We start from the raw sequence: 20,474 nt of genomic DNA on the forward strand, positions 1-20,474 counted from the left end.
CCACGGGTCGGGAAGCCGGCAGCGCTCAACTGAGCCCGGACGCCGGCCCGGGGCCGTGCTGGACGGCTTGTCGGGTCGCTGGGCCTATGCTCTGGCGCGTGAACGAGAAGCGGTGGAGCGGCGTGGACCTGGGCAACGTGCTGCGCGCCGCCGAGGACGCCGCCCCGGTCGACGCGGTGGAGGCGGTGACCCGAGGCATCGGCGTCAACCTCGGGGCGCGATGGGTGTCGTTCCTCGTCGCGGACATGAGCGGCCGGGCTCTCGTTCGGCTGGCCCACGACGTTCCATTCGGGGACCGGCCCGGCAGACGCCGGCAGGACGAGGACGTCGCCACCGTGCTGCCTTTCGACGGCGGGCCACAGGAACAGGCGCTGCGCTCCCAGCGCGTGCAGGTCCGTTCGAGCGGAGATGATCACGTCGTGATGGCGCCCGTCACGCAACGGGGCGAGGCGATCGGACTGTTGGAGATCTCCTTGCCGGTCGAGCCGGACGACGCCGCCCTGGCCGAGATCTCCCGGGCCGCGCACGCGCTGGCGTTCGTGGTGATCGCCGCCCGCCGGCACACCGACCTGTTCGAGTGGGGTCAGCGGACCACTCCGTTCAGCCTGGCCGCGGAGATCCAGCGCCGGCTCCTGCCCTCCTCGTTCACCTGCGAGGCCGGCTCGTTCACCCTCTCGGCGTGGCTGGAGCCGGCGGCCAGCATCGGCGGAGACACCTTCGACTACAGCCTCGCGCGCAACCTGCTGCATCTGAGCATCACCGACGCCGTGGGGCACGGCGTGCACAGCGCACTGACCGCGACGCTCTGCGTCGGAAGCTTGCGGCACACCCGCCGCCGGGGTCACACGTTGCTGGACCAGGCCCGCGCCGCGAACTCGGCGCTGATCGAGAACCCGCCGGGCGGGTTCACCTTCGCCACCGGACTTCTCGGCCGGCTCGATCTGCGCACCGGTGTGCTGGCCATGGTCAACGCCGGCCACCCCACCCCGCTCCTGGTGCGCGACGGAACCGTCCAGCCCGTCGCGCTGCCGGCCGATCCGCCGTTCGGCGTACGGCGTCAGGGCACCTTCCGCACGACCGACGTCCCGCTGCGCCCCGGCGATCGGCTCATCCTGGTCACCGACGGCATGCTGGAACGCGGTGCCGCCCGCCTCGACCTGCCTGCACGGCTGCCGGGCCTCGCCGATCTGCACCCCAGGGAGACCGTCCGCGTACTCGGCGATGCCATCCTCGACGTCGCCGGCCCCACCCTGCCCGACGATGCCTGCATGCTCGTCCTCGACTGGCACGGCGACCACGGCGACAAACGCTCCACCACGGCCGGCGCCGATCCCCACCGAGCGAGCGCCCTTCCGTACGGCTGAGAACAGTCCCATCTGCGGGGCTCTTACCGCGCGCTGCTCGCATGGCGTCTCCTCTTGGCGCTGAGGGATCTTGAGGCCGCCGGCCGGTCGGTAACGTCCTGGGCAACCGCGCGGATGCGCGGCACCCATCTCCGACCAAGGGGAGTCGCCGTGTCGATGAAGCCTGCCGCCGACGAAGCCCCGGTGATCGCGTTCCGCGACGCCGCGCAGTTCGAGGCGTGGCTCGATACGCATGCCGAGATGCGGGCCGGTGTGTGGCTGAAGATCGCGAAGAAGGGATCGGGCGTCGCGTCGCTGACCGGCGAGGAGGCGGTCGATGTCGGCCTGTGCTACGGCTGGATCTCCGGCCAGCGAAAGTCCCACGACGAGAGCTACTACCTTCAGAAGTACGTGCCCCGTCGGCCACGCAGCCGATGGTCACAGGTCAACGTGGCCAGGGTCGAGGAGCTGATCCCGGCAGGGCGGATGCGGCCGCACGGCCTGGTCGAGGTCGAGGCCGCGAAGGCCGACGGCAGGTGGGACGCCGCCTACGTCTCGCAGCGCAACGCCACCATCCCGGCCGACCTGGCCGCCGCTCTGGCAGCGAACCCGCAGGCGGCGCAGGCGTTCGACGCGCTCAGCAAGACCCAGCAGTACGCGGTCATCCTGAAACTCGTCACCGCGCGCACCGCCACGACCCGTACCGCGCAGCTCGACCGGGCCCTGACCGCCCTCGAAGCAGACAGCCTCTAGTGGACCTCGGTCTCCGCGCGTCAGGTGGTGGCCACATTGGCGATGAATCAGGTGCTCTCGATCGGGCAGAACCATCGGCAGCGGCGACCCGGCCGGCCACGACCGGCACCCGGCGAGGCGCGAATTCGGTGGTCCGATCCGGGTGGGCGGGCGAGCATGGTCGGCATGGCGAGGGATCGGGTGTGGTTGCCGCTTCAGGGCGGGCTGCCGCCGGTGGATGCGGTGGCCGGCGCCGTCGTGGAGATCGCCTGTGACGAGTCCGGGTTCTCCGGCACCAATCTGCTCGATCCGGCCACCCCGGTAATCACGCACGCGAGTGTCGACCTGCGCGTCGGCGAGGCGGTCGAGCTGATCGCGGCGCTGCGGTCCGGGTTCCGGTACTCACCGAACGAGTTCAAGTCCGGGCAGTTCCTTCGCAGCCCGAAGGCAGGTGAGGCACTGGAGTGGTTCCTGGCGGCGCTGAGCGGCCGGGCGCACGTCCACCTGGTCGACAAGGAGTACTTCCTCGTCACCAGGATCGTCGACCTGTTCCTGACCGAGCCGTCCTACACGGCCGGCACCCGCCTGAGCCAGGACCACCGTCCGGCCGCCCTCAGCTTGTACCGGGCCGGGCGCTCGGCTGGTCGTGACTGGGGTGTCTTCCTCACGGCCTACGTCGAGCTGGTCCGGATCAAGCGTCGGCACCGGCCGGACAGCCGGGCCTTCGAACGATTCTTCCAGGCGCGGGATGCGCTGGTACGAAACGGGCTCAGCGCGCAGGCCGACGGTGTCCTCGACAGGCTCAGCCGGACCCGCGTGTGGGCTGTCCTGACCAGGCTGAGCGACGACGACCGGTCGATCCCGCCACCGCTGGAGCCGATGCTGCCGGCGCTGGCCGAGACCATCTTGTTCTGGAGCGGCGGACAGCGGCAGGTGCTGGTGATCCACGACGAGCAGAGCGCCCTCACGGCCGGCCGGTTGAGGCGCCTTCAGCAGGTACTGGCCGACGGCGCCGGATCGTCGCCGGCAGGTTCCGACGAGGCTGGGACGTCGCCGGTCCGAGTGTCACCGCTGGCTGGGCTGGTGACAGTCGACTCCCGGGACGATCCGCGGGTTCAGGTCGCCGACCTCCTCGCCGGGGTGGCCCGACGGTTGTCGGGGACCGTCGACGACGGCCCACTCCAGCCGTTCCTCTCCCCGACCTCCCTCTGCGATGCCGAGCGATGACCCACCAAGCCCGGACCATGGGCACGCTGCTTCCGTGCCAAGCAACATTCACGAGGCTGCGTGTGTTATTTCTTGGCGGGCCCTACGGCTTGTCAACCCATTGGACGTTGATGGGGCGCCGGCCGGTGCGCAGGAATTCGTGCCCTGCTTGACGGGCCTGTTCTTCGGTGAGCTCGAAGGGTTCAGCATCTGCGGCGGTGAACCACGGGTCGGAGAATGCGTATTCGGCGTCGGCGGCTGTCTGGCCGGGTGGGGCGCCAGGCGGCACCGGCCCCCAGCTGAGCATGATCTCGTCCTCGCATTCCCATACCAGTGCGGAGTGGTCCCCGTGAAGGGTGATGTGCAGGCTCCGCACCCCGTCTTCGCCGATCAGCGACACGCCGCTGGGCGATACGCGGTCAAGGATGGCGTCGAGGTCGGCAGGGCCGGCCACGGTGGAGCGGGTGTTGTCGATCCAGGCCTGCAAAGGTGCGTTGACCGGCTCGCCGGCGGCGGGGTTGCGCAGCCATTCCGGCGGCGCGGTGAGCTGGTTGCCGGCGAGATCCAGCCGGGTGAGGGCGGTGAGATCGCCCAGAGACTCCGGCAGCACGGTGAGCTGGTTTTCGGTCAGGAACAGTCGGGTGAGGGCGGTCAGGTCACCCAGCGACTCCGGCAGCGCAGTGAGTCGGTTTCCGGTCAGGTCCAGCTCGGTGAGGGCGGTCAGGTTACCCACCCATTGCGGCAGTGCTGACAGCTGGTTGTTGGACAAGTCCAGCCAGATGAGCGCGGCCAGGTCGCAAAGCGACTCCGGCAGCGCCTGCAGCTGGTTGCCAGAAAGGCCCAGCCAGGTGAGAGCGGTCAGGTTACCCAGTGACTCCGGCAGCGCAGTGAGCTGGTTACCGCCGAGGCCGAGGCGGGTGAGGGCGGTCAGGTTACCCAGCCATTCCGGCAGCACAGTGAGCTCGTTGCCGACCAGCAGCAGCTCGGTGAGGGTGGTCAGGTCACCCAGCGACTCCGGCAGTGTTCCCAATGAGAGCCCACTGAGATCCAATGAGGAGGCACCGCTACGGCGTGCCGCCTCGATCCGATCCTCGCTACTGCGCCGTGCCGCCTCGACCTGATTCCGGAATCTATCCACTGCACACCTGGGCCCTGATGTCGTCGCGTGGTCATGATTGCCTGCCTGCACCAATGCTGCGCGATTAGACCACAACCCTTCCGTGGAGCGGGCACCCCGCACGCATCAACCGGACTCCACAGTCTCTTCACGCAGTGACGGTGTTGGCTTGCTACCCGATGGGGCCGTGCTGGGGATGCGGCACGCACCTCCGGGCAGGCCCCTGGCCTGCCGGCGACTGCCAGCCTGAGGGATCGCAGAGGCTCCGGGGTCAAGGGCGGCGCGGCGGTGCGTCGGCCGGCGCGCCCCGGCCGGCTAACGGCCCACCTCATCACGCTGCGTGGCAGGAAAGCTGCCGGAGGCCGGCAGCCTTCGCACAAATGGATGGCGGGTGTCCGTGGGTGTTCCGTCGTAGGCGCCGAGCAGAGGCTAGGCGACAAAGATGCAGAAGGGATGGCCGGCCAAGTCGGCGTACACGCGGAGTGGCTCGTCGGGGTCCTCGATACGGTCGTACAACAGCCGGCCACCGAGGCACAGGACGCGTTCGTGCTGCACCTGCAATTCCTCAACTGACTCCACGGTCAGGTCCAAGTGCAGCTGCTGTGCCACTGGGCCCTCGGGCCAGGTCGCTTCTGGTAGGTGATCCACCTGCTGAAACGCCAGCTGGGAGACGCCGTCGGGAGTCCTCAGTACAAGCCAGTCGCGACCGCGCTCATCAACCTGCCCCGCCTCTGGCGGCTCATCGCCAGGTCGATAGGCCAGGCCCAGCAGGCGCCGATAGAACTCCGCCAGAGACCTGGCGTCAGTGCAGTCGAGCACCACTTGACACAACCTGGGCACGCTTTCCCGGTCGACCACCTCGATCACCTCCGGAAGCCATTCTGGTAGCAGTGCAGAGCTGCTGCACCTGGACGGGGCCACTGTAACGCGCTGATCGCGGCACGTGAGTACACGCCGACGATCGCCTATGTGAGGGCTTCAGGGGCCGGCGGGCGTACCGTGCTCTGGTCCGCAGCGGAACGGCCGGCGCGTGATGGGCACCGCCGCCTGACGCGGTTTTCCCGCAAAAGATGGTGCCCAGTCTGTCGAGAACGCCCTGACGGCTCCGTCTCAGCAGTGGAGTCGGCCACCGTGGTCGTACAGAGAGGGGCCCAGCATGGCGATCCAGCGAATGGACAACGTCCTCATCGTTGTCGACGACCTCGACGCTGTAATCGCGTTCTTCGTCGAGCTTGGCATGGAGCTGGAGGGCAAAGGGCCAATCGAGGGACGTTGGGTCGAGCGTGTCATCGGAATCGACGACGTCCGGCAGGACATAGCGATGCTGCGCACCCCGGACGGCCACGGTCGAATCGAGCTGGCGATGTTCCACACGCCGAAGGCGATCAGCGCCGAGCCGAAAGTCGCCCCAGCGAATACGCTGGGCATTCGTCGCATCATGTTCGCCGTCGACGACATCGAGGACGTCGTCGCCCGCCTGCGTACCCACGGCGCCGAGCTCGTCGGCGAACTGGCGCAGTACGAGGACATCTATCGTCTGTGCTACGTCCGCGGCCCGGAGGGCATCATCGTCGGACTGGCCGAACAGCTCAGCTGAGGTCTGCCGAAGGAACCGTGCAGCGAACCGCTCCCGACCGCCGATGGGCCAAGGCCACCACCTGAGAAGCCCTCGACGGCGGAGCACCTTGGCATTGAGATCGAGCAGGCACTGCGGGCCGTGGGCCGGTTCGCTCGCGGCCCTGATCCGGTTGTGCTCATGTCCGCGGTCAGACAACGACGATCCGGGGTTCGCCGGCGAGCCATCTCTGCCGAGCGCCCTCGACGGCATGTGGGTACACCCGATCGCTGTTGCCAGTCGCGGTGGGCCACGAGGGCTTGGATCGCATGGTCGTGGCTGATCATTGAGCGGTGATGAATCCTGCCACGCTGCCGGCCGACCCCGGTGCGTTCTCGTTGGCCGTACCGCCGCTGTTTGCCGCACTGGCTCCGGCGCGGAGCATCCTCATCGCCGGAGCGGGCGGGGGGTTCGACGTGTACGCCGGCCTGCCCTTGGCGCTCGCCCTGTGGCGCGGCGGCGCACAGGTGCACCTGGCCAGCCTGTCCTTCTCCCAGCTCGAGTTGATCGACCAGGACGTGTGGGTGACTGAGCACGTCGCCGCGGTGCAGCCGGACACCACCAGCCCGGACTGGTACTTCCCCGAACGCACGCTCGCCCGGTGGCTGGCGGCTCAGGAACTGCCGTCGACCGTGTACGCCTTTCCGCCGCTCGGTGTCCAGCCGTTACGGGCGGCGTACCGGTACCTGGTCGAACAACTCGACATCGATGCGGTGGTGCTGGTCGATGGCGGCACCGACGTCCTGCTGCGCGGCGACGAAAGCGATCTCGGCACCCCGGTGGAGGACATCACCAGCCTGGCAGCCGTGGCCGCGCTGGACCTACCGGTCAAGCTGGTGAGCAGTCTCGGCTTCGGCATCGACGCCTACGACGGCGTCAACCACGTCCAGGTGCTGGAGAACCTCGCCGCACTCGACCGCGACGGCGGCTACCTCGGTGCCCTGTCCATCCCCGGTTCCAGCCGGGAAGCGGCGCTGTACCGCGATGCTGTCGCCGACGCCCAGGCCGCCACCCCGGACCGGCCGAGCATCGTCCAGGGACAGATCGCCGCCGCCACCAGCGGCGCTTTCGGAGACGTCCGGTTCACCCGGCGCACCGGCGCCGGAGATCTGTTCATCAACCCGCTGATGGCCGTCTACTTCACCGTCGACCTCGACAAACTCGCCGCCCGATGCCTGTACCTAGACCGCATCGAGAACACCATCGGCAGGCGACAGGTCATCACGCGCATCCAGGCGTTCCGCGACGAACTCCTCAACGCACGCATCCCCCGCGCGTTTCCCCACTGAACGCCCGGACGGGGGCAGATACGTACGTCGAGACCCGTGACGAGGGCAGGTCATCGCCAGCATACGATCATGAAATGTTCGTGGTGATACTGACCTACCTCGCCGATCTCGCCCAGATCGACGATGCGCTTCAGGACCACATCGCCTGGCTGGACCAGCAGTATGCGGACGGGGTGTTCATCGCTTCCGGTCGTCGGGTTCCCCGTGTCGGAGGCGTGATTCTGGCCCGGAACCTCTCAGGAGAAGACCTTGAGCGCAGGCTCGCCTCGGATCCGTTCCGCCAGCGCGGCCTTGCCGAGTATGCGGTGACAGAGTTCGTTCCCTCCCGCACCGCCAAGGGCTTCGCACACCTCTTGCCATAGCCACTAACGGTCGACAAGGGAACGCACTCTTCCCGGCATCTCGGCCTCCAGGTAGGTGGAGAGCACCACCTCACCCGACACGTCGGCGCAGTTCTCGCCGGCCTTAGCGCGCGGCGCCGCCCGGTCGACCTGGGCCCGTCCCGGAGCGCCGGTGACCGATGCGTGGAGCCCCTGTCACCGGGGAGCTGCCAGCCGCCGGGCGGAAGTCCCGCGCCGCGCCGGCCACCATCTCGTCGGGATCACGGCCGAGGGCCTGCCGGATGCGCGGCGGGATGACCTCGGATGTTGCCATCGCCAGTCGGACCTGCACCGAACGATCGTCGACGAGGCGTTCCAGATCCGCCTCGTCCAGCTCGACCGCGCGGACCAGCGCGGCACGAACGTCGACCGCGGGGTCCTGGGCGAGCGCCCTGCGTTGCTCGGCGGTGGTCCGCGGGTTGCGGGCGACCCCCTTGCGTACGCGTACGGTGCGATCGGCCATCAGCGCGGTGATCACGTCGGGGTCGTGGGTGTGGGTGGCGAGTCGTTCCCGTACCTCGGGTGAGACGTCGTCGATCAGCCTGGCAGCCAGATCGGGCTCCAGGTCCCGCATCTCCGCGAGGAGGCCACGAAGCTCCTTGTCGGGTGCCTCTGACATCACCCGGCGCACCGACTCGTCGCAAGCCGGGTTGCCGGCGACCGCCCAGCGGACCCACCGGTCGGCGTCCTTGACGAGACGCAGGAGATTGGCGACCGAGGTCGAAGGGTTTCTCGCCACAGCCTCCCGGACCTGACGATCATGGTCCCGGGTCAGCGGTCGCAGTGCCTGGGCGGGTGCCTCGGTCCGGGCTGCGACCGCCTTGCGGACCACGGCCGAAGGGTCGGACGCCAGGTCGAAGAGGGTCATCTGTGGCGTTGCGGGGTCCTGCGCGAGGGCGAGCCGCGCGTCGGCGCTACCACCGATCGCCCGGTGGGCGGTGGTACCTGAACCGCTGTGACGGTCGGGCCCGCCGACGTCCTGCTGCTTCCCCATGGGCGCAATCATGTCACGGGCCGACTGGGGCAGCGCGGGCCCTGACCAGCGCGTTGACGAGGGTCGAAGCCTTACCGCGCGGATGCGCCCTCCGACACTTCCTGATCCGGGCTGCTCCGGACGTCATGGGTATCGATCCACGCCCTGGTCCCAGGTCAGGAAGCGGCGCGCGGGAGGAGCACCGGGTGGGACTCGCGGAGTTGAGCGTCATGGAGCGGCGATTTCATGCGGTGATCGAGGCCGGCCTGGCTGACCGGCTCCCGGCCGTGGCCGGCCCGCTCCACCCCTCGCAAATCATCGTTTACCGGTCAATGCGGGTCTTTCCTGACTACGGTATCTGCGGAGGCGATGCCGGTGACGATGGAAGCAGAGCGCACCCTGCGCGCGGAGGAGCTCACCCGACTGAGTGAGCTCGCCGCCCAGCTCCGGGTGGACGCGATCCGATGCAGCACCAGGGCGGGATCAGGGCATCCGACCTCGAGTCTGTCCGCCGCGGACCTGCTCGCGGTGCTGATCTCCCGGCACCTGCGTTATCAGTGGACGGACCCGCGCGGTAGGACCAACGACCACCTGATCTTCTCCAAGGGCCACGCCTCGCCGCTGTTGTATGCGGTCTTCAAGGCGGTGGGCGCGATCACCGATCAGGAGTTGGTCGAGACCTACCGCCAGTTCGGGTCGCGCCTGCAGGGACACCCCACGCCGGCCCTGCCCTGGGTCGACGTGGCCACCGGGTCGCTCGGTCAGGGGCTGCCCGTCGGGGTCGGGATCGCGCTCGCCGGCCGGTACCTCGACCACCTGCCGTTCCACGTGTGGGCGCTGTGCGGCGACAGCGAGATGGCCGAGGGCTCCATCTGGGAGGCGCTGGACAAGGCCGGCCACTACGGGCTGCGCAACCTCACCGCGATCGTCGACATCAACCGGTTCGGGCAGCGGGGTCCGACCGAGTTGGAATGGGACCTGGACACCTACCGGCGCCGGGTCGAGGCGTTCGGCTGCCAGGCGCTCGTCATCGACGGCCACGACCTGGCCGCGATTGACGAGGCGTTCGGCCGGGCGCGGCAGGCGACTGGGCCGACCGTGGTGCTCGCCCGGACGGTCAAGGGCAAGGGGGTGCCGGAGGTCGAGAACCAGCCCGGGTGGCACGGCAAGCCGCTGAAACCCGACATGGCCGAGCGGGCCGTGGAGGCTCTCGGCGGGGTACGCCGGATCCGCGTCACCGGGCCGCAACCCGAGTCCGCCCCGCCCGCCGGCGCCCCCGCTGGCGCCCCCGCCGGCGAGCCGCCCACGCTGCCGCGGTACGACAAGGGGGCGAAGGTGGCCACGCGGAACGCGTACGGTGACGCCCTGCGTGCGCTGGGCTCGCGGCCGGACGTGGTCGCCCTGGACGGCGAGGTCAGCGACTCCACCCGGTCCGACAAGTTCGGGGAGGCGTATCCCGACCGGTTCTTCGAGATGTTCATCTCCGAACAGCAACTGGTCGCCGCCGCGGTCGGGCTGCAGATACGCGGCTATCGGCCCTTCGCCGCGACCTTCGCGGCGTTCTTCTCCCGCGCCTACGACTTCGTACGGATGGCCGGCATCTCCCGGGCCAACATCGCCCTGTCCGGGTCGCACTCCGGAGTGGAGATCGGGGCGGACGGTCCCTCGCAGATGGGGCTGGAGGACCTGGCAGCCATGCGCGCCGTGCAGGGGTCGACGGTGTTGTATCCCAGCGACGCCGTGTCCTGCGCGGCCCTCGTCGCGCAGATGGTCGACCGCAAGGGCGTCAACTACCTGCGCACCACCCGAGGCAAGTACCCGGTGCTCTACGACAACGAGGACGCCTTTCCGGTCGGCGGCAGCAAACTGCTCCGCGGCGGCGGCGATGACGACGACGTCGCGCTGATCGGCGCCGGGGTGACGGTGCACAACTGCCTCGCCGCCGCCGACGAGCTGGCGCGCGAGGGGATCAAGGCCCGGGTCATCGACCTGTATTCGGTCAAGCCGCTGGACCGGGACCGGTTGCTCGACGCCGTCCGGGCCACCGGCGGTCGGCTGCTGGTGGTCGAGGATCACTACCCGGAGGGTGGCGTGGGGTCGGCGGTCCTCGAGTTCCTGGCCGACCTCGCCGAACCGGTGCGGGTGAAGCACCTGGCGGTACGAGGCCTCCCCACCTCCGGTACCCCGACCCAGCTGATGGACCAGGCCGGGATCGGGGTGAGCGCCATCGTCGCGGCGGCACGCGCCGCGGAGGCACCCGGCCACTGACGCGGCGGGCGCCGTTTCACCCTTGGACGCGCGGGTAGACGCAGCATTCGCGGCAGGAGGGGGTTCGAGGTGCAGTACGCGGAGTTCATCCAGTCGGTGGCCACGCGACCGAAGATGTCACCGACCCTGGCCGAGCCGATCACCCGTGCCACGCTCGCGACGTTGGCGGAGCGGCTCAGCGGCGGCCAGGCACGGGATCTCGCCGTGCAGCTCCCCGAGGAGTTGCGGGGAGACCTACGCAAGCCCGACGAGGAGGCCGAGCCGTTCGAGCTTCCCGAGTTCTTCGAGCGGGTGCAGCAACGCGCCGCGGTGGAGTTCCAGACGGCGACCGACGGGGTGCGCGCAGTGCTGGACACGCTGCGCGACGCGGTCAGCGCGAAGGAGTACGAGGACTCCATTGCCCAGTTGCCGAAGGAGTTCTGGCAGCTGACAGGGCCGGCGGCCACCCGGCTCGAACCCCGCCGGATTGGCACGTAGGCCCGGCCACGTCACGCCCGCGGACTCCGGGGGGGGTTCGCGGTCGCTGCGCAGCCCCTTCCAGGAGGGGCGCGAAGCCATCTGCTCGGTCAGTTGACGATGGCGAGGAGTAAGCCATTTCCAACCTGATGGCGCAGGTCAGTGGCGTGGTGAAGGTCGGTAGCCGGGTCAGGCGAGGCTCCCGGTAAGACAAGCAATCGACCAAGAAAGATGCCCCTACCGGGAGCCCCGTTGCTGTCTTACCCGCCTCGGTCCCGCTGTCCAACCGATCGCTGAACCACCTCGCCGACCTGATCCGCACCCACCGCCACCAGCGACGATCCCGCTGGCGCCGACTCGACCCCGGCCGGCAGGCCCTGCTCGCCCTGGCTCACCTGCGCAACGGCGACACCCTCACCCGCTTGGCCGCCGGATTCCAGGTCGGGGTTGCCACCGCCTGGCGCCAGATCCGCGACGCGATCACCTTGCTCGCCGCGACCGCCAACGACCTGCACCCGGCGATGACCAGGATCCGGCTGCTGGCCTACGTCATCCTCGACGGCACGCTGATCCCGATCGACCGCGTGCACGATCAGAAGCCGTACTACTCCGGAAAGCACCGACGGCACGGGATGAACGTGTAGGTAATCGCGGATGCGGCCGGACGCCTCGTCTGGGCGTCGGCGGCACTTCCCGGCTCGGCGCACGACCTGACTGCTGCGCGAACCCACGGCATAATCGCCGCGTTGACCAACGCTGACCTGATGACCTTCGCGGACAAGGCGTATCAAGGCGCCGGCGGTTCCGTGCGTACTCCGTTCGAGCGGCACCGCTACCGGCGGAAGCTGTCGCGCCGGCAGGAGGCCGTGAACAAGGCCCACGCCCGGATCCGCTGCCGCGGCGAACGCGCCGTCGCCACCCCAAGAGCTGGAGGATCCTGACCAAGCTGCGCTGCAGCCCCTCCCGGACGACCGCAATGGTGCAGGCCATCCTCGTTCTCCACTACGTCGCAAACCCGACCCACCAAGGAGGAAAAGCGCTCAGCCAATGCCGACCGACCCTAGTGATGAGTTGTCGCGCCCGCACCCGTCACACCTACGACGGGACACGACGAGACGGAAGGATGACGTGATGAGTGCGGACACGCGGCTGGAGGAGCTGGGCGTGAGCGGTCTGGGCGAGAGCGGGCTGGGCGGGAGCGGTCTGGGCGAGGTCGACGAGCCGGCGTTCTCGGGGCTGGCGGAGCGGCACCGGCGGGAGCTGCACGTGCACTGCTACCGGATGCTCGGGTCGTTCGAGGACGCCGAGGACACCGTGCAGGAGACGTTCCTCCGTGCCTGGCGGCGGCGGGAGACCTTCGAGGGGCGGTCGACGTTCCGGGCCTGGCTGTACCGGATCGCCACCAACGCCTGCCTGGACCTGCTCGCCAAGCGCCGCCCGGAGCCCGCGACCGGCGGCGAGGTGCTGTGGCTGCAGCCATACCCGGACCGGCTGCTCGACGAGCTGCCCGCGGGCGACGCGGACGAGCCGGAGGCCGTCGCCGTCGCCCGGGAGACCATCGAGCTGGCGTACCTGGTCGCGGTCCAGCACCTCGCGCCGCGCCCGCGGGCCGTGCTCATCCTGCGCGACGTGCTCGGCTGGCCGGCGAAGGACGTCGCGGAGCTCCTCGGGGACTCCGTCAACTCCGTGAACAGCGCGCTGCAGCGGGCCCGCGCCGGCATGCGGGAGCACCTGCCCGCCGAACGGCAGGACTGGACCGGCGACGAGGAGGACGCCGGGGCGCGCGAGCTGGTGCGCCGCTTCACCGACGCGAGCGTGGCCAAGGACATCAACGGGCTCGCCGCCCTGCTGCGGGACGACGTCCGCTGCTCGATGCCGCCCACGCCGGGCCTGTGCGTCGGCCGCGACACGGTGGTGAACGACTGGGTCGAGGACGGCTTCGAGGACCTGGGGCACCTGCGCTACGTCCTCACGTCCGTGAACCGACAGCCCGCCGTCGCCTTCTACCTCTGGCGGGAGCAGGAGGGCGCGTACCTGCCGCTGACGATCGACGTCCTGCGCATCACCGGCGGCGCGATCGCCGAGATCGTCATCTTCCACGCCGACCGGTTCCCGCGGCTCGGGCTGCCGGAGCGCCTGCCGGCCGACGGCACGGAGTAGTCCCGGTGTGGACGCTCGCGCTGCGCGGAGGCGCGCGTGTCGCGGTGGTCGCGGCGGAGTGGTGCGACGCGTTCGGCGTCGTCACCCGCGGGCGGGTGCAGCTGGAGCTGCGCGACGGCGAGCCCGGGCCGGTCCTCGGACGCGACGCCGGGTTCTGGCTCGGCGGCACCGGCGTCCGCGCCCTGCGGAACCCCGGCCGTCGCACGGCGAGGGTGCGCATCGTCACCCCCAGGGCCAGGACCGTCACATGCCAGTCAACACACCCCCGTACGCCAGTTACCGAATGATGGAGGAACGACATGAACAGCATGAATGACACCGGGGTCGTCGCAGGCCCGGCATCGGGCCAGACCAGCCACACCCACCGACTCCGCGGGCTCGCCGGCACCGGCTTCATTGCCACGCTCGCAGCGATGGTGGCCACCACCCTCGCCGCTGCGCTTGCCCAGGCCGTTGGCGTCGACTTCGAAGTCCCCGAGGGTGGCGAGACGATCCCGTTGTCCGGGTTCGCCGTGGTGACCGGCTTCTTCTCGGTCGTGGGCATCGTCATTGCCGTCGCTCTTCTTCGTTGGAGCGCTCGCCCCGCCGAGCGATTCGTGTGGACGGCAGTGTCGCTGACCGCGATCTCGTTGATCCCGCCCCTCCTCTCCGGGGCAAACACCGCCACCACCACCGCCCTCCTCGGGCTACACCTCGTCCCTGCGACGGTGATGATCCCCACCCTGGCGCGGAGCCTCCGCAACCGGACCGATTGACGATCCCGCAACAGGACAACGCGCGGCGCAAGGGCGTGCGCGAGCGCACTAACGTGGCCTCCGGTGCTGCCACAACTCCATTCCGGGATCCTTTTCCTGGTCAATGCGAAAGCTGAGTCGCGTGCGAAGAAGCACAGGGCACCTTGCGAGATGAAGACCAAACGCCATCCGCTTCAGTTGGGGCGTACCGGGTACCCCGGTCGCGTTCACAATGGCCGACCCCGCCATCGCGTACCTCCCCTGTGGATTCGCCTCCTGCGCGGCGGCTTGAGCCGGGATCTGACCCTCTCTCGGGTCGACGTCAGGCTCAAGCCGCGCCAGGACGCGCTCGCAGCCGAGCCCTGACACCTACGCCTGCGGGACGTAGCCGGCGGGGCAGGGAGCGCTGTCTGTGACGTGGGAGGTTGAAAAGGGCTCAGTATTCGACGCTGGGGCGTAGTCACTCAGTCAGTCACCCAGGTACGACAAAGGGGCCGTCTCGATCTTCCGAGATGGCCCCTCACCTGCGTCGGGACGGCCGGATTCGAACCGACGACCCCTTGACCCCCAGGCAACGATTCCGCTTCGTTGAGCTGGCGTTGCTGAGCCTCTGACCTGCGCGAGGGGTGCACCGACGTCCGTGGTTGTGCGGCCGTGTTCGCACCCGTAGTCACTCAGTTAGACACTCACCTTGACGCCGCCAGCCTGGCAGCCATCGCGATGCTCCTGTGGATGTGAGGCTCCGCTGGTCGTCTCACCAGCGGAGTTCGACCCCTTCGTCCCGAACGCGGTTACGGGACATCGTTCGACGACATCCGATGTCGTCTTGCACTGCGGAGCATGGCCCCTCTGCCGCCTTGTGTGGTCTGGTCTCGGCCGTCGCTGGTCGTCTCGCTGCCTCCTCGCTGCCTCTCCCTCTGGTTCTCGACTGGCCGGACCGAGCACGTTTACGCCTAGGCCGATCTGGTACTCGCAACTTGACTGCACCTGATCAGGGCGGCGGGCACAGTCAACGTGCGGATATCGGCCGTCGCCCGCAGGCCAGCATCGGCAGAAACGACCACCCAACCCAGTAGGGAAGGAACCCACCATGAATGGCCGACCGAACATCGTCCTCGTCCACGGTGCATGGGCCGACGGCTCCTGCTGGAGCGGCGTTATCGAGCGCCTACAGGCCGATGGCTACCAGGTGACGGCCCCGCAGTTCCCCTTGACCTCGACGGCCGATGATGTCGCCCGGTTACGCCAAGTCCTGAACTTGCAGGACGGCCCGACGATCGTGGTCGGGCACTCCTACGGCGGCCAGATCATGACCGCCCTCGGGACTGACGCGCCGAACGTGGCCGGGCTGGTGTACATCGCGGCCTTCGGGCTCGACAACGGGGAGTCGCTCGCCGCCTTGCTGTCGCAGGGACCCACACCGCCGGCGCTGTCGCACCTGGTCACCGACAAGCAGGGCTTCATGTGGCAGCCGCAGGACGACTTCGTCCAGCACTTCGCGGCCGACGTCGACCCGGTCCGGGCTAAGGTGATGCACTCCGTACAGCAGCCAATTGCCGGCTCAGCTTTCAACGACGCGATGGGCGTCCCGGCCTGGAAATCGCTGCCGTCCTGGTACCTGGTCGCCACGCAGGACCAGGCGATCCCGCCGGACGCGCAGCGTATGTTCGCCAGCCGCATGGGCGCGACCACCATCGAAGTCCCTGCCAGCCACGTCCCGATGGTTTCTCACCCCGACGAAGCGGCACAGCTCATCAAGGCGGCAGCCGAAACCCGGACCGCAATGCCGGCGGGTCATGCAGGCAGATGACAAAAGCCACAAGCAGCGGTGGAGGCCCGCCGTGTGGCCGCATACCGATCGTTGGCACTGCTGCTGCCAGTTCCTAGTAGTTCGCGGCGGGCCACCAGCACCGGAGGTGCGGCATGGACGAGGATGCGCGCGAGCAAGGGCTGCTCACCGCCCTAACCACGGAGCATTTCGTGCTCCAGACCTCCCGCAGCGCCACGATCACCGAGTCCGTTGGGCGCGCGACCGTGTTCCTGTCACTGCTCTCCGCCTCGCTGATCGGGCTCGGCTTCGTCTCCAGCAGCGGCCACCTGATCAAGCCGTACCTCGGCGCGGTGCTGCCGACCCTGGTGATCACTGGTCTGCTCACCTTCGGCCGGCTAGTTCAAAACATGGTGGAGAACTCGCTGAACCTCAAGCGCATCCAGCGCATCCGCGCCTACTACCACCGCCAGCTCGCCGGTGAGCACGACTTCTTCGCCGACGCGGTCACCGGCAGGGGCGACGTGCAGGCAATCTCGGCGGCGGTGGGCAGCAGGCCGGCTCGCTGGCAACTGCTGCTGACCACGGCAGCGATGGTGGGCGCGGTCAACGCACTGCTGATCGGCCTGGGCGCCGCCCTGCTGACCGGGGTGCTGGGCGGATCCCCCGCGCTGGCGATCGCGCTCGGTGTGGCGGTGGCACTGGTCGCCTTCGCCGCACAGCTCGCGTACATCAAACGGGCCTCGATCTGGCTGACCGGCTGACCGCCGGTGGGCCGAGCACGCCGCTAAAGCTGCGCAGCCTTGGACGCTATCTACAGCCGTTGGTCCTTGGTGGTCTACCCCTAACGGCCTGGATCTGGTTCTCGTCGACGACGAGCGGAGTTTGCTTCGACCCCTCGATTGTAAGTTCTGAGCGCTCCGTCCGGCGGTGTCCACCGAAGTCCGCTACCTCGGGCACTCGTGTGTGGGCCGCCGTCTCCAGCTGTCGTAATGCCGGCTCGTTGCTGTCGGCGTTGCTGTCACCGACCTTGAGACGACTCACGGCCTGAATCCTCGTATGCTTGCTGCCACTCCACACACGGGGGGCTCAACGTGGACTGGGTGAACGTCGACCGCGTCGCTGTTCTGGTGGCCGTCGCCGCCGTCATCGTGTCCGTGATCTACGGACGTCGGCAGGCGGGGATCGCTCGGGAGGCCAAGGACGAGGCGCGCCGGTCCGCTGACGCTGCCGAGCAGCAGGTGACTATCGCCGAGGCAGCGAAGGATGAGGCGCGCCGGGCGGCCGACGCAGCTGCTGAAGTGGCAAGGATTGAGGTACGGCGGGACCACCTAGCCGGGGCGACAAAGGACGTTGAGCTGCTACGGGTGGAGTCGCGCCGACACCCGACCATGCCGTTCCGCCAGCTGGTTGCACTGTTCCGCAACAACGGACAGCGGACGTACGACTACGCGATCGACGTTGAGTATCAGGGCGGCGGGGTGAGCACCTTACGGATCGACAAGGTGCATGCCGGCGAGACGGTCCCGGTGTTTCTGGGCCAAGCAGGTATCGGGTACGCGCGGCTAATCGGCCGGTTCGACGGGGAGTGTTCCTGTGGCCAGCCGGACGGCGAGTCGCATTGGCGCCAAGTGTGGCGAGTTCCCGAGCCGGCGACGCTGGAGGATGAGCCCCCGAGCATCCACTAGCCACAGTCGGCAAGGCAGTAAGTCCGCCGTGCCGGCGCGGGGCAGGCCCGCGACGGTTGCAAGCCCCTCGCTCCGCTAAATCATGAGAGACACGTTGACTGAAATCCGGCGTACAGGTCGACTCGTCCGTCGCCCACCAGGTCAACCGCCGTTACCTGGGGGCTGACCTCCTGATTCTCCGGGTGGCGCTGGTCGTCATCGGTCAATGTCGGTTGGCCTTTGACGGCCCGGTCACGGCCCAGACGGCCCAGCGACGGCCCGGAGCTGTCATCGCCGGTATGTCACAGGCATGTCACTCCCACAGGTCGGCGTCCTCGTTGCCGGACGGGTCCGTCTCGCCCAGAGACTCATGGAGCCCTCCGATCTCGCGACCTGTCGGGTTGCACTTCGCGTCCGTTTCGATCAGGTGCCAGCCGGGGTCACTCTCGCGCGCGTCCGGGTCCCCGCCCTCGTCGAGGACGCCAACTGCGGCGACGATGGCCTCGTACGCTCCAGCTCGCGCGACCAGCAGCACATCGTGGGGGTCCGCGCCTCTGTCAATCAGCCGTTGGGCGGCCGCCACGTCGCCCAGAGCGCTGGCATCCATCCAGGGAGATATCGCCTCCCGCCACAGGGCGCGCAGAACCATGAACCGAGCCAGCTGCGGAATGTTCTCGCTTATCTCCGATCTGGCCCATCCCTCCGGGTCTTGGGCTCCAAGCTCCTTGAACCTCTTTGCGAGCGATACAGCAGAGTCGCGGACATCCGGCGGCAAAGTCGCCAGCCACTCACCCCAGGTAGGCCAGGAAAACACCATGTGATCATGCCCTCGCCTCGTCCGCTAGCCAACCCCCAGCTCGCGGTGTGGCATCTCTAGATGCCACGGAACATGACGCCCACGGAAGATGACGTGCCGGAAACAGACCTCTTCGGTGTGAAGGAACCACTAGCCGTCGATGAGCTGGGCGAGCAGGCATGGGGAGCTGCCGGAACAGTCCGTCATCGTCCGTGGGTGTTCGGCATCGTCCGCCTCGGTTGTCACTCAGTTGGTCACTCAGAAGAACGTCGGATCTTGCGCATAAGCATGGCCCAGACTCCGTAACCAGAGCCGATGTTCCCCGTGATCGCGCCAGCGGCAGAGCCCATGAAGAGGGCGTTGGCGCAGTCAGGGCAGACCTCGCGGCCGGTAACTGTCTCTTGGAACGGCTCTTTCACCCGTCGTCCGCAGTCCGGACACTCACGGCTTGATAGGCCCATTGGTCGCTCCCCGATCGGTTGTCGAGCAGGGTATACGGCTGTCGCCAACGAGTCTGTCGTCAAGAGGGCCTTGACGTATGCAGGCTGCGAGGGCTGCGCGATGAGGCCGGGGTGGGGATGCGGCGCGAGCATCACGGGCAGGCCCCCGCCTGCCGGCAACGCCGGCCCGAGGGGTCGCAGAGGCTCCGAGGTCAAGGGCGGCCCGCAGGGCCGTCGCGCAGCGACGCGAAGCGCCCTTGAGGTCGGAGGGGCGGCCCCGCATCCTTCGCGCCGCATCCCCACCACGGCCGGCGGTGACTCGCCCTACGGCGCGGCGGTGCGACGGCCGCCGCGCGGCCGGCTGCCGGCCTACGAACCTGAACCACTCTCGGCGCTACCGTCTGCGGCGGCCCCGGGCTTCCCGCTCTCCGCGCCAGCCGACGGGCGTTCTGCGTGGCCGGCGTGGAGCGACAGCGGAGCGTCGGACGCGCGCCCAGGCGGCGGCGCGTGCGGCCCGTCTCGGGCCGCCTTGAAGACGTACAGAAACTTTGCACAACATCGCCGGCAGTCCGCTGTCCGGTCTCGGGACCTGCGTGACACATCGGTATCAGGACCTGGGTGACACTCCGCCGAGTGTTGGTGGAGATGAGCGTGATGGAACAGCGGTATCGAGCCGTCCAAGACGTGCTTGCCGGATCCACGGTCACTGACGTCGCCGAACGATTTGGGTCTCCCGCCAGGCCGTGCATCGCTGGCTGGCCTGGTATGAGCAGGAGGGTCTAGAAGGGCTGGCCGATCGGTCCAGCCGGCCGCATTCCTCGCCCAGTCAGACCCTGCCGGAGGTCGAGGCATTGATCTGTGAGCTGCGCCGGAACCATCCCCGCTGGGGTGCCCGTCGTCTGGTCTTCGAGCTGGGCCGCCGGGACTGCCCTGGCCCTATCCCGTCGCGGATCACGGTGCATCGGGTGCTGATCCGACACGGGCTGATCAACCCGACGCCCCGCCGCCGTCGTCGAGAGGACTACAAGCGGTGGGAACGCAGTCGGCCGATGGAGCTGTGGCAGCTGGACATCGTCGGCGGCATCCGCCTCGCCGATGGCGGTGAGGCGAAGGTCGTCACCGGCGTCGACGACCACTCCCGGTTCTGCGTCATCGCCGCCGTGGTCCGCCGGGCCACCGGCCGGGCCGTGTGTCTCGCTTTCGCCGACGCTTTGCAGCGGTTCGGGATCCCCGAGGAAGTCCTGACGGACAACGGCAAGCAGTTCACCGGCCGGTTCAACCAGCCACGCCCGGCCGAGGTGATGTTCGAACGCATCTGCCGGGAGAACGGCATCGCGGCCCGCAACACCAAACCCCGCACCCCGACCACCACCGGCAAGGTCGAACGGTTCCACCAGACCCTGCAACGCGAACTCCTCGACGACGTCGAGGTCTGGGCCAGCCCGGAAGAGGCCCAGGCCGCCATCGTGTCAACGCCGCCTGAATCCTGACCATCGTGTTCCGGCTGAACTTTGACCACCCCGGTCTTGT

The 20,474-nt window shown here is 68.7% G+C and carries 18 protein-coding genes and 2 pseudogenes; 16 read left to right on the forward strand and 4 right to left on the reverse strand.

The features are described 5' to 3' along the window. The first annotated feature begins 98 nt into the window (after positions 1–98). The 3 genes from V6U81_RS24960 to V6U81_RS24970 all read left to right on the forward strand — a co-directional run bounded on the left by V6U81_RS24960 (position 99) and on the right by V6U81_RS24970 (position 3,302). Positions 99–1,364, forward strand: a complete 1,266-nt coding sequence (locus V6U81_RS24960) for a PP2C family protein-serine/threonine phosphatase (protein WP_334492669.1) — start codon at positions 99–101, stop codon at positions 1,362–1,364. A gap of 156 nt (positions 1,365–1,520) precedes the next feature. Continuing rightward, positions 1,521–2,096, forward strand: a complete 576-nt coding sequence (locus tag V6U81_RS24965; protein ID WP_334492702.1) for a YdeI/OmpD-associated family protein — start codon at positions 1,521–1,523, stop codon at positions 2,094–2,096. Between the two features lie 165 nt (positions 2,097–2,261). Then, positions 2,262–3,302, forward strand: coding sequence for a hypothetical protein (locus V6U81_RS24970; protein WP_334492671.1), 1,041 nt, complete (start codon positions 2,262–2,264; stop codon positions 3,300–3,302). 82 nt (positions 3,303–3,384) lie between these two features. Here the strand turns inward: V6U81_RS24970 and V6U81_RS24975 are convergent, their stop codons facing one another. Continuing rightward, entirely contained in the window at positions 3,385–4,332 is a 948-nt protein-coding gene (locus V6U81_RS24975; RefSeq protein WP_334492673.1) for an Imm1 family immunity protein, read from the reverse strand. 495 nt (positions 4,333–4,827) lie between these two features. Next, positions 4,828–5,265: a VOC family protein gene (locus V6U81_RS24980; protein WP_334492675.1), complete on the reverse strand. Its 438-nt coding sequence runs from the start codon at positions 5,263–5,265 to the stop codon at positions 4,828–4,830. Between the two features lie 289 nt (positions 5,266–5,554). Between V6U81_RS24980 and V6U81_RS24985 the strand changes: the two genes are divergently transcribed. The 3 genes from V6U81_RS24985 to V6U81_RS24995 all read left to right on the forward strand — a co-directional run bounded on the left by V6U81_RS24985 (position 5,555) and on the right by V6U81_RS24995 (position 7,664). Beyond that, positions 5,555–5,995: a VOC family protein gene (locus V6U81_RS24985; protein WP_334492677.1), complete on the forward strand. Its 441-nt coding sequence runs from the start codon at positions 5,555–5,557 to the stop codon at positions 5,993–5,995. A 314-nt stretch (positions 5,996–6,309) separates the two neighbouring features. Further along, positions 6,310–7,302: a DUF1152 domain-containing protein gene (locus V6U81_RS24990; RefSeq protein ID WP_334492704.1), complete on the forward strand. Its 993-nt coding sequence runs from the start codon at positions 6,310–6,312 to the stop codon at positions 7,300–7,302. Between the two features lie 74 nt (positions 7,303–7,376). Next, positions 7,377–7,664, forward strand: a complete 288-nt coding sequence (locus V6U81_RS24995; RefSeq protein WP_334492679.1) for a YciI family protein — start codon at positions 7,377–7,379, stop codon at positions 7,662–7,664. A gap of 103 nt (positions 7,665–7,767) precedes the next feature. Here V6U81_RS24995 and V6U81_RS25000 read toward each other — a convergent pair whose 3' ends face one another. Then, a complete protein-coding gene (locus V6U81_RS25000) occupies positions 7,768–8,676 on the reverse strand; it encodes a hypothetical protein (protein ID WP_334492681.1) in 909 nt (302 codons plus the stop codon). Between the two features lie 360 nt (positions 8,677–9,036). Between V6U81_RS25000 and V6U81_RS25005 the strand changes: the two genes are divergently transcribed. The 9 genes and pseudogenes from V6U81_RS25005 to V6U81_RS25045 all read left to right on the forward strand — a co-directional run bounded on the left by V6U81_RS25005 (position 9,037) and on the right by V6U81_RS25045 (position 17,729). After that, a complete protein-coding gene (locus tag V6U81_RS25005; RefSeq protein ID WP_334492707.1) occupies positions 9,037–10,923 on the forward strand; it encodes a transketolase in 1,887 nt (628 codons plus the stop codon). Between the two features lie 69 nt (positions 10,924–10,992). Continuing rightward, on the forward strand, positions 10,993–11,400 hold the full coding sequence (locus V6U81_RS25010; protein WP_334492683.1) for a DUF2267 domain-containing protein: 408 nt from the start codon (positions 10,993–10,995) through the stop codon (positions 11,398–11,400). A 257-nt stretch (positions 11,401–11,657) separates the two neighbouring features. Next, positions 11,658–12,409, forward strand: a pseudogene (locus tag V6U81_RS25015) (transposase family protein); the annotation flags it as partial. A 101-nt stretch (positions 12,410–12,510) separates the two neighbouring features. Next, on the forward strand, positions 12,511–13,539 hold the full coding sequence (locus V6U81_RS25020) for an RNA polymerase subunit sigma-70 (protein WP_334492685.1): 1,029 nt from the start codon (positions 12,511–12,513) through the stop codon (positions 13,537–13,539). Between the two features lie 5 nt (positions 13,540–13,544). After that, positions 13,545–13,826, forward strand: a complete 282-nt coding sequence (locus V6U81_RS25025) for a hypothetical protein (RefSeq protein ID WP_334492687.1) — start codon at positions 13,545–13,547, stop codon at positions 13,824–13,826. A 12-nt stretch (positions 13,827–13,838) separates the two neighbouring features. After that, complete coding sequence (locus V6U81_RS25030; RefSeq protein ID WP_334492689.1) at positions 13,839–14,294, forward strand: DUF6069 family protein; 456 nt, start codon at positions 13,839–13,841, stop codon at positions 14,292–14,294. Between the two features lie 1,069 nt (positions 14,295–15,363). Continuing rightward, positions 15,364–16,083, forward strand: coding sequence for an alpha/beta fold hydrolase (locus V6U81_RS25035; protein WP_334492691.1), 720 nt, complete (start codon positions 15,364–15,366; stop codon positions 16,081–16,083). A gap of 113 nt (positions 16,084–16,196) precedes the next feature. Then, positions 16,197–16,805 carry a hypothetical protein gene (locus V6U81_RS25040; RefSeq protein WP_334492693.1) on the forward strand — a complete coding sequence of 203 codons (609 nt, stop codon included), beginning with the start codon at positions 16,197–16,199 and terminating at the stop codon, positions 16,803–16,805. Between the two features lie 339 nt (positions 16,806–17,144). Beyond that, entirely contained in the window at positions 17,145–17,729 is a 585-nt protein-coding gene (locus V6U81_RS25045) for a hypothetical protein (protein ID WP_334492695.1), read from the forward strand. Between the two features lie 292 nt (positions 17,730–18,021). On the opposite strand, the gene V6U81_RS25050 is transcribed toward V6U81_RS25045, so the two are convergent. Continuing rightward, positions 18,022–18,525, reverse strand: a complete 504-nt coding sequence (locus V6U81_RS25050; RefSeq protein ID WP_334492697.1) for a hypothetical protein — start codon at positions 18,523–18,525, stop codon at positions 18,022–18,024. A 1,064-nt stretch (positions 18,526–19,589) separates the two neighbouring features. On the opposite strand from V6U81_RS25050, the pseudogene V6U81_RS25055 reads away from it, so the two are divergent. Beyond that, positions 19,590–20,410, forward strand: a pseudogene (locus V6U81_RS25055) (IS481 family transposase); the annotation flags it as partial. Positions 20,411–20,474 lie beyond the last annotated feature (64 nt).

Origin of the sequence: Micromonospora lacuserhaii (assembly GCF_036902735.1) — a bacterium.
GTDB lineage: Bacteria > Actinomycetota > Actinomycetes > Mycobacteriales > Micromonosporaceae > Micromonospora.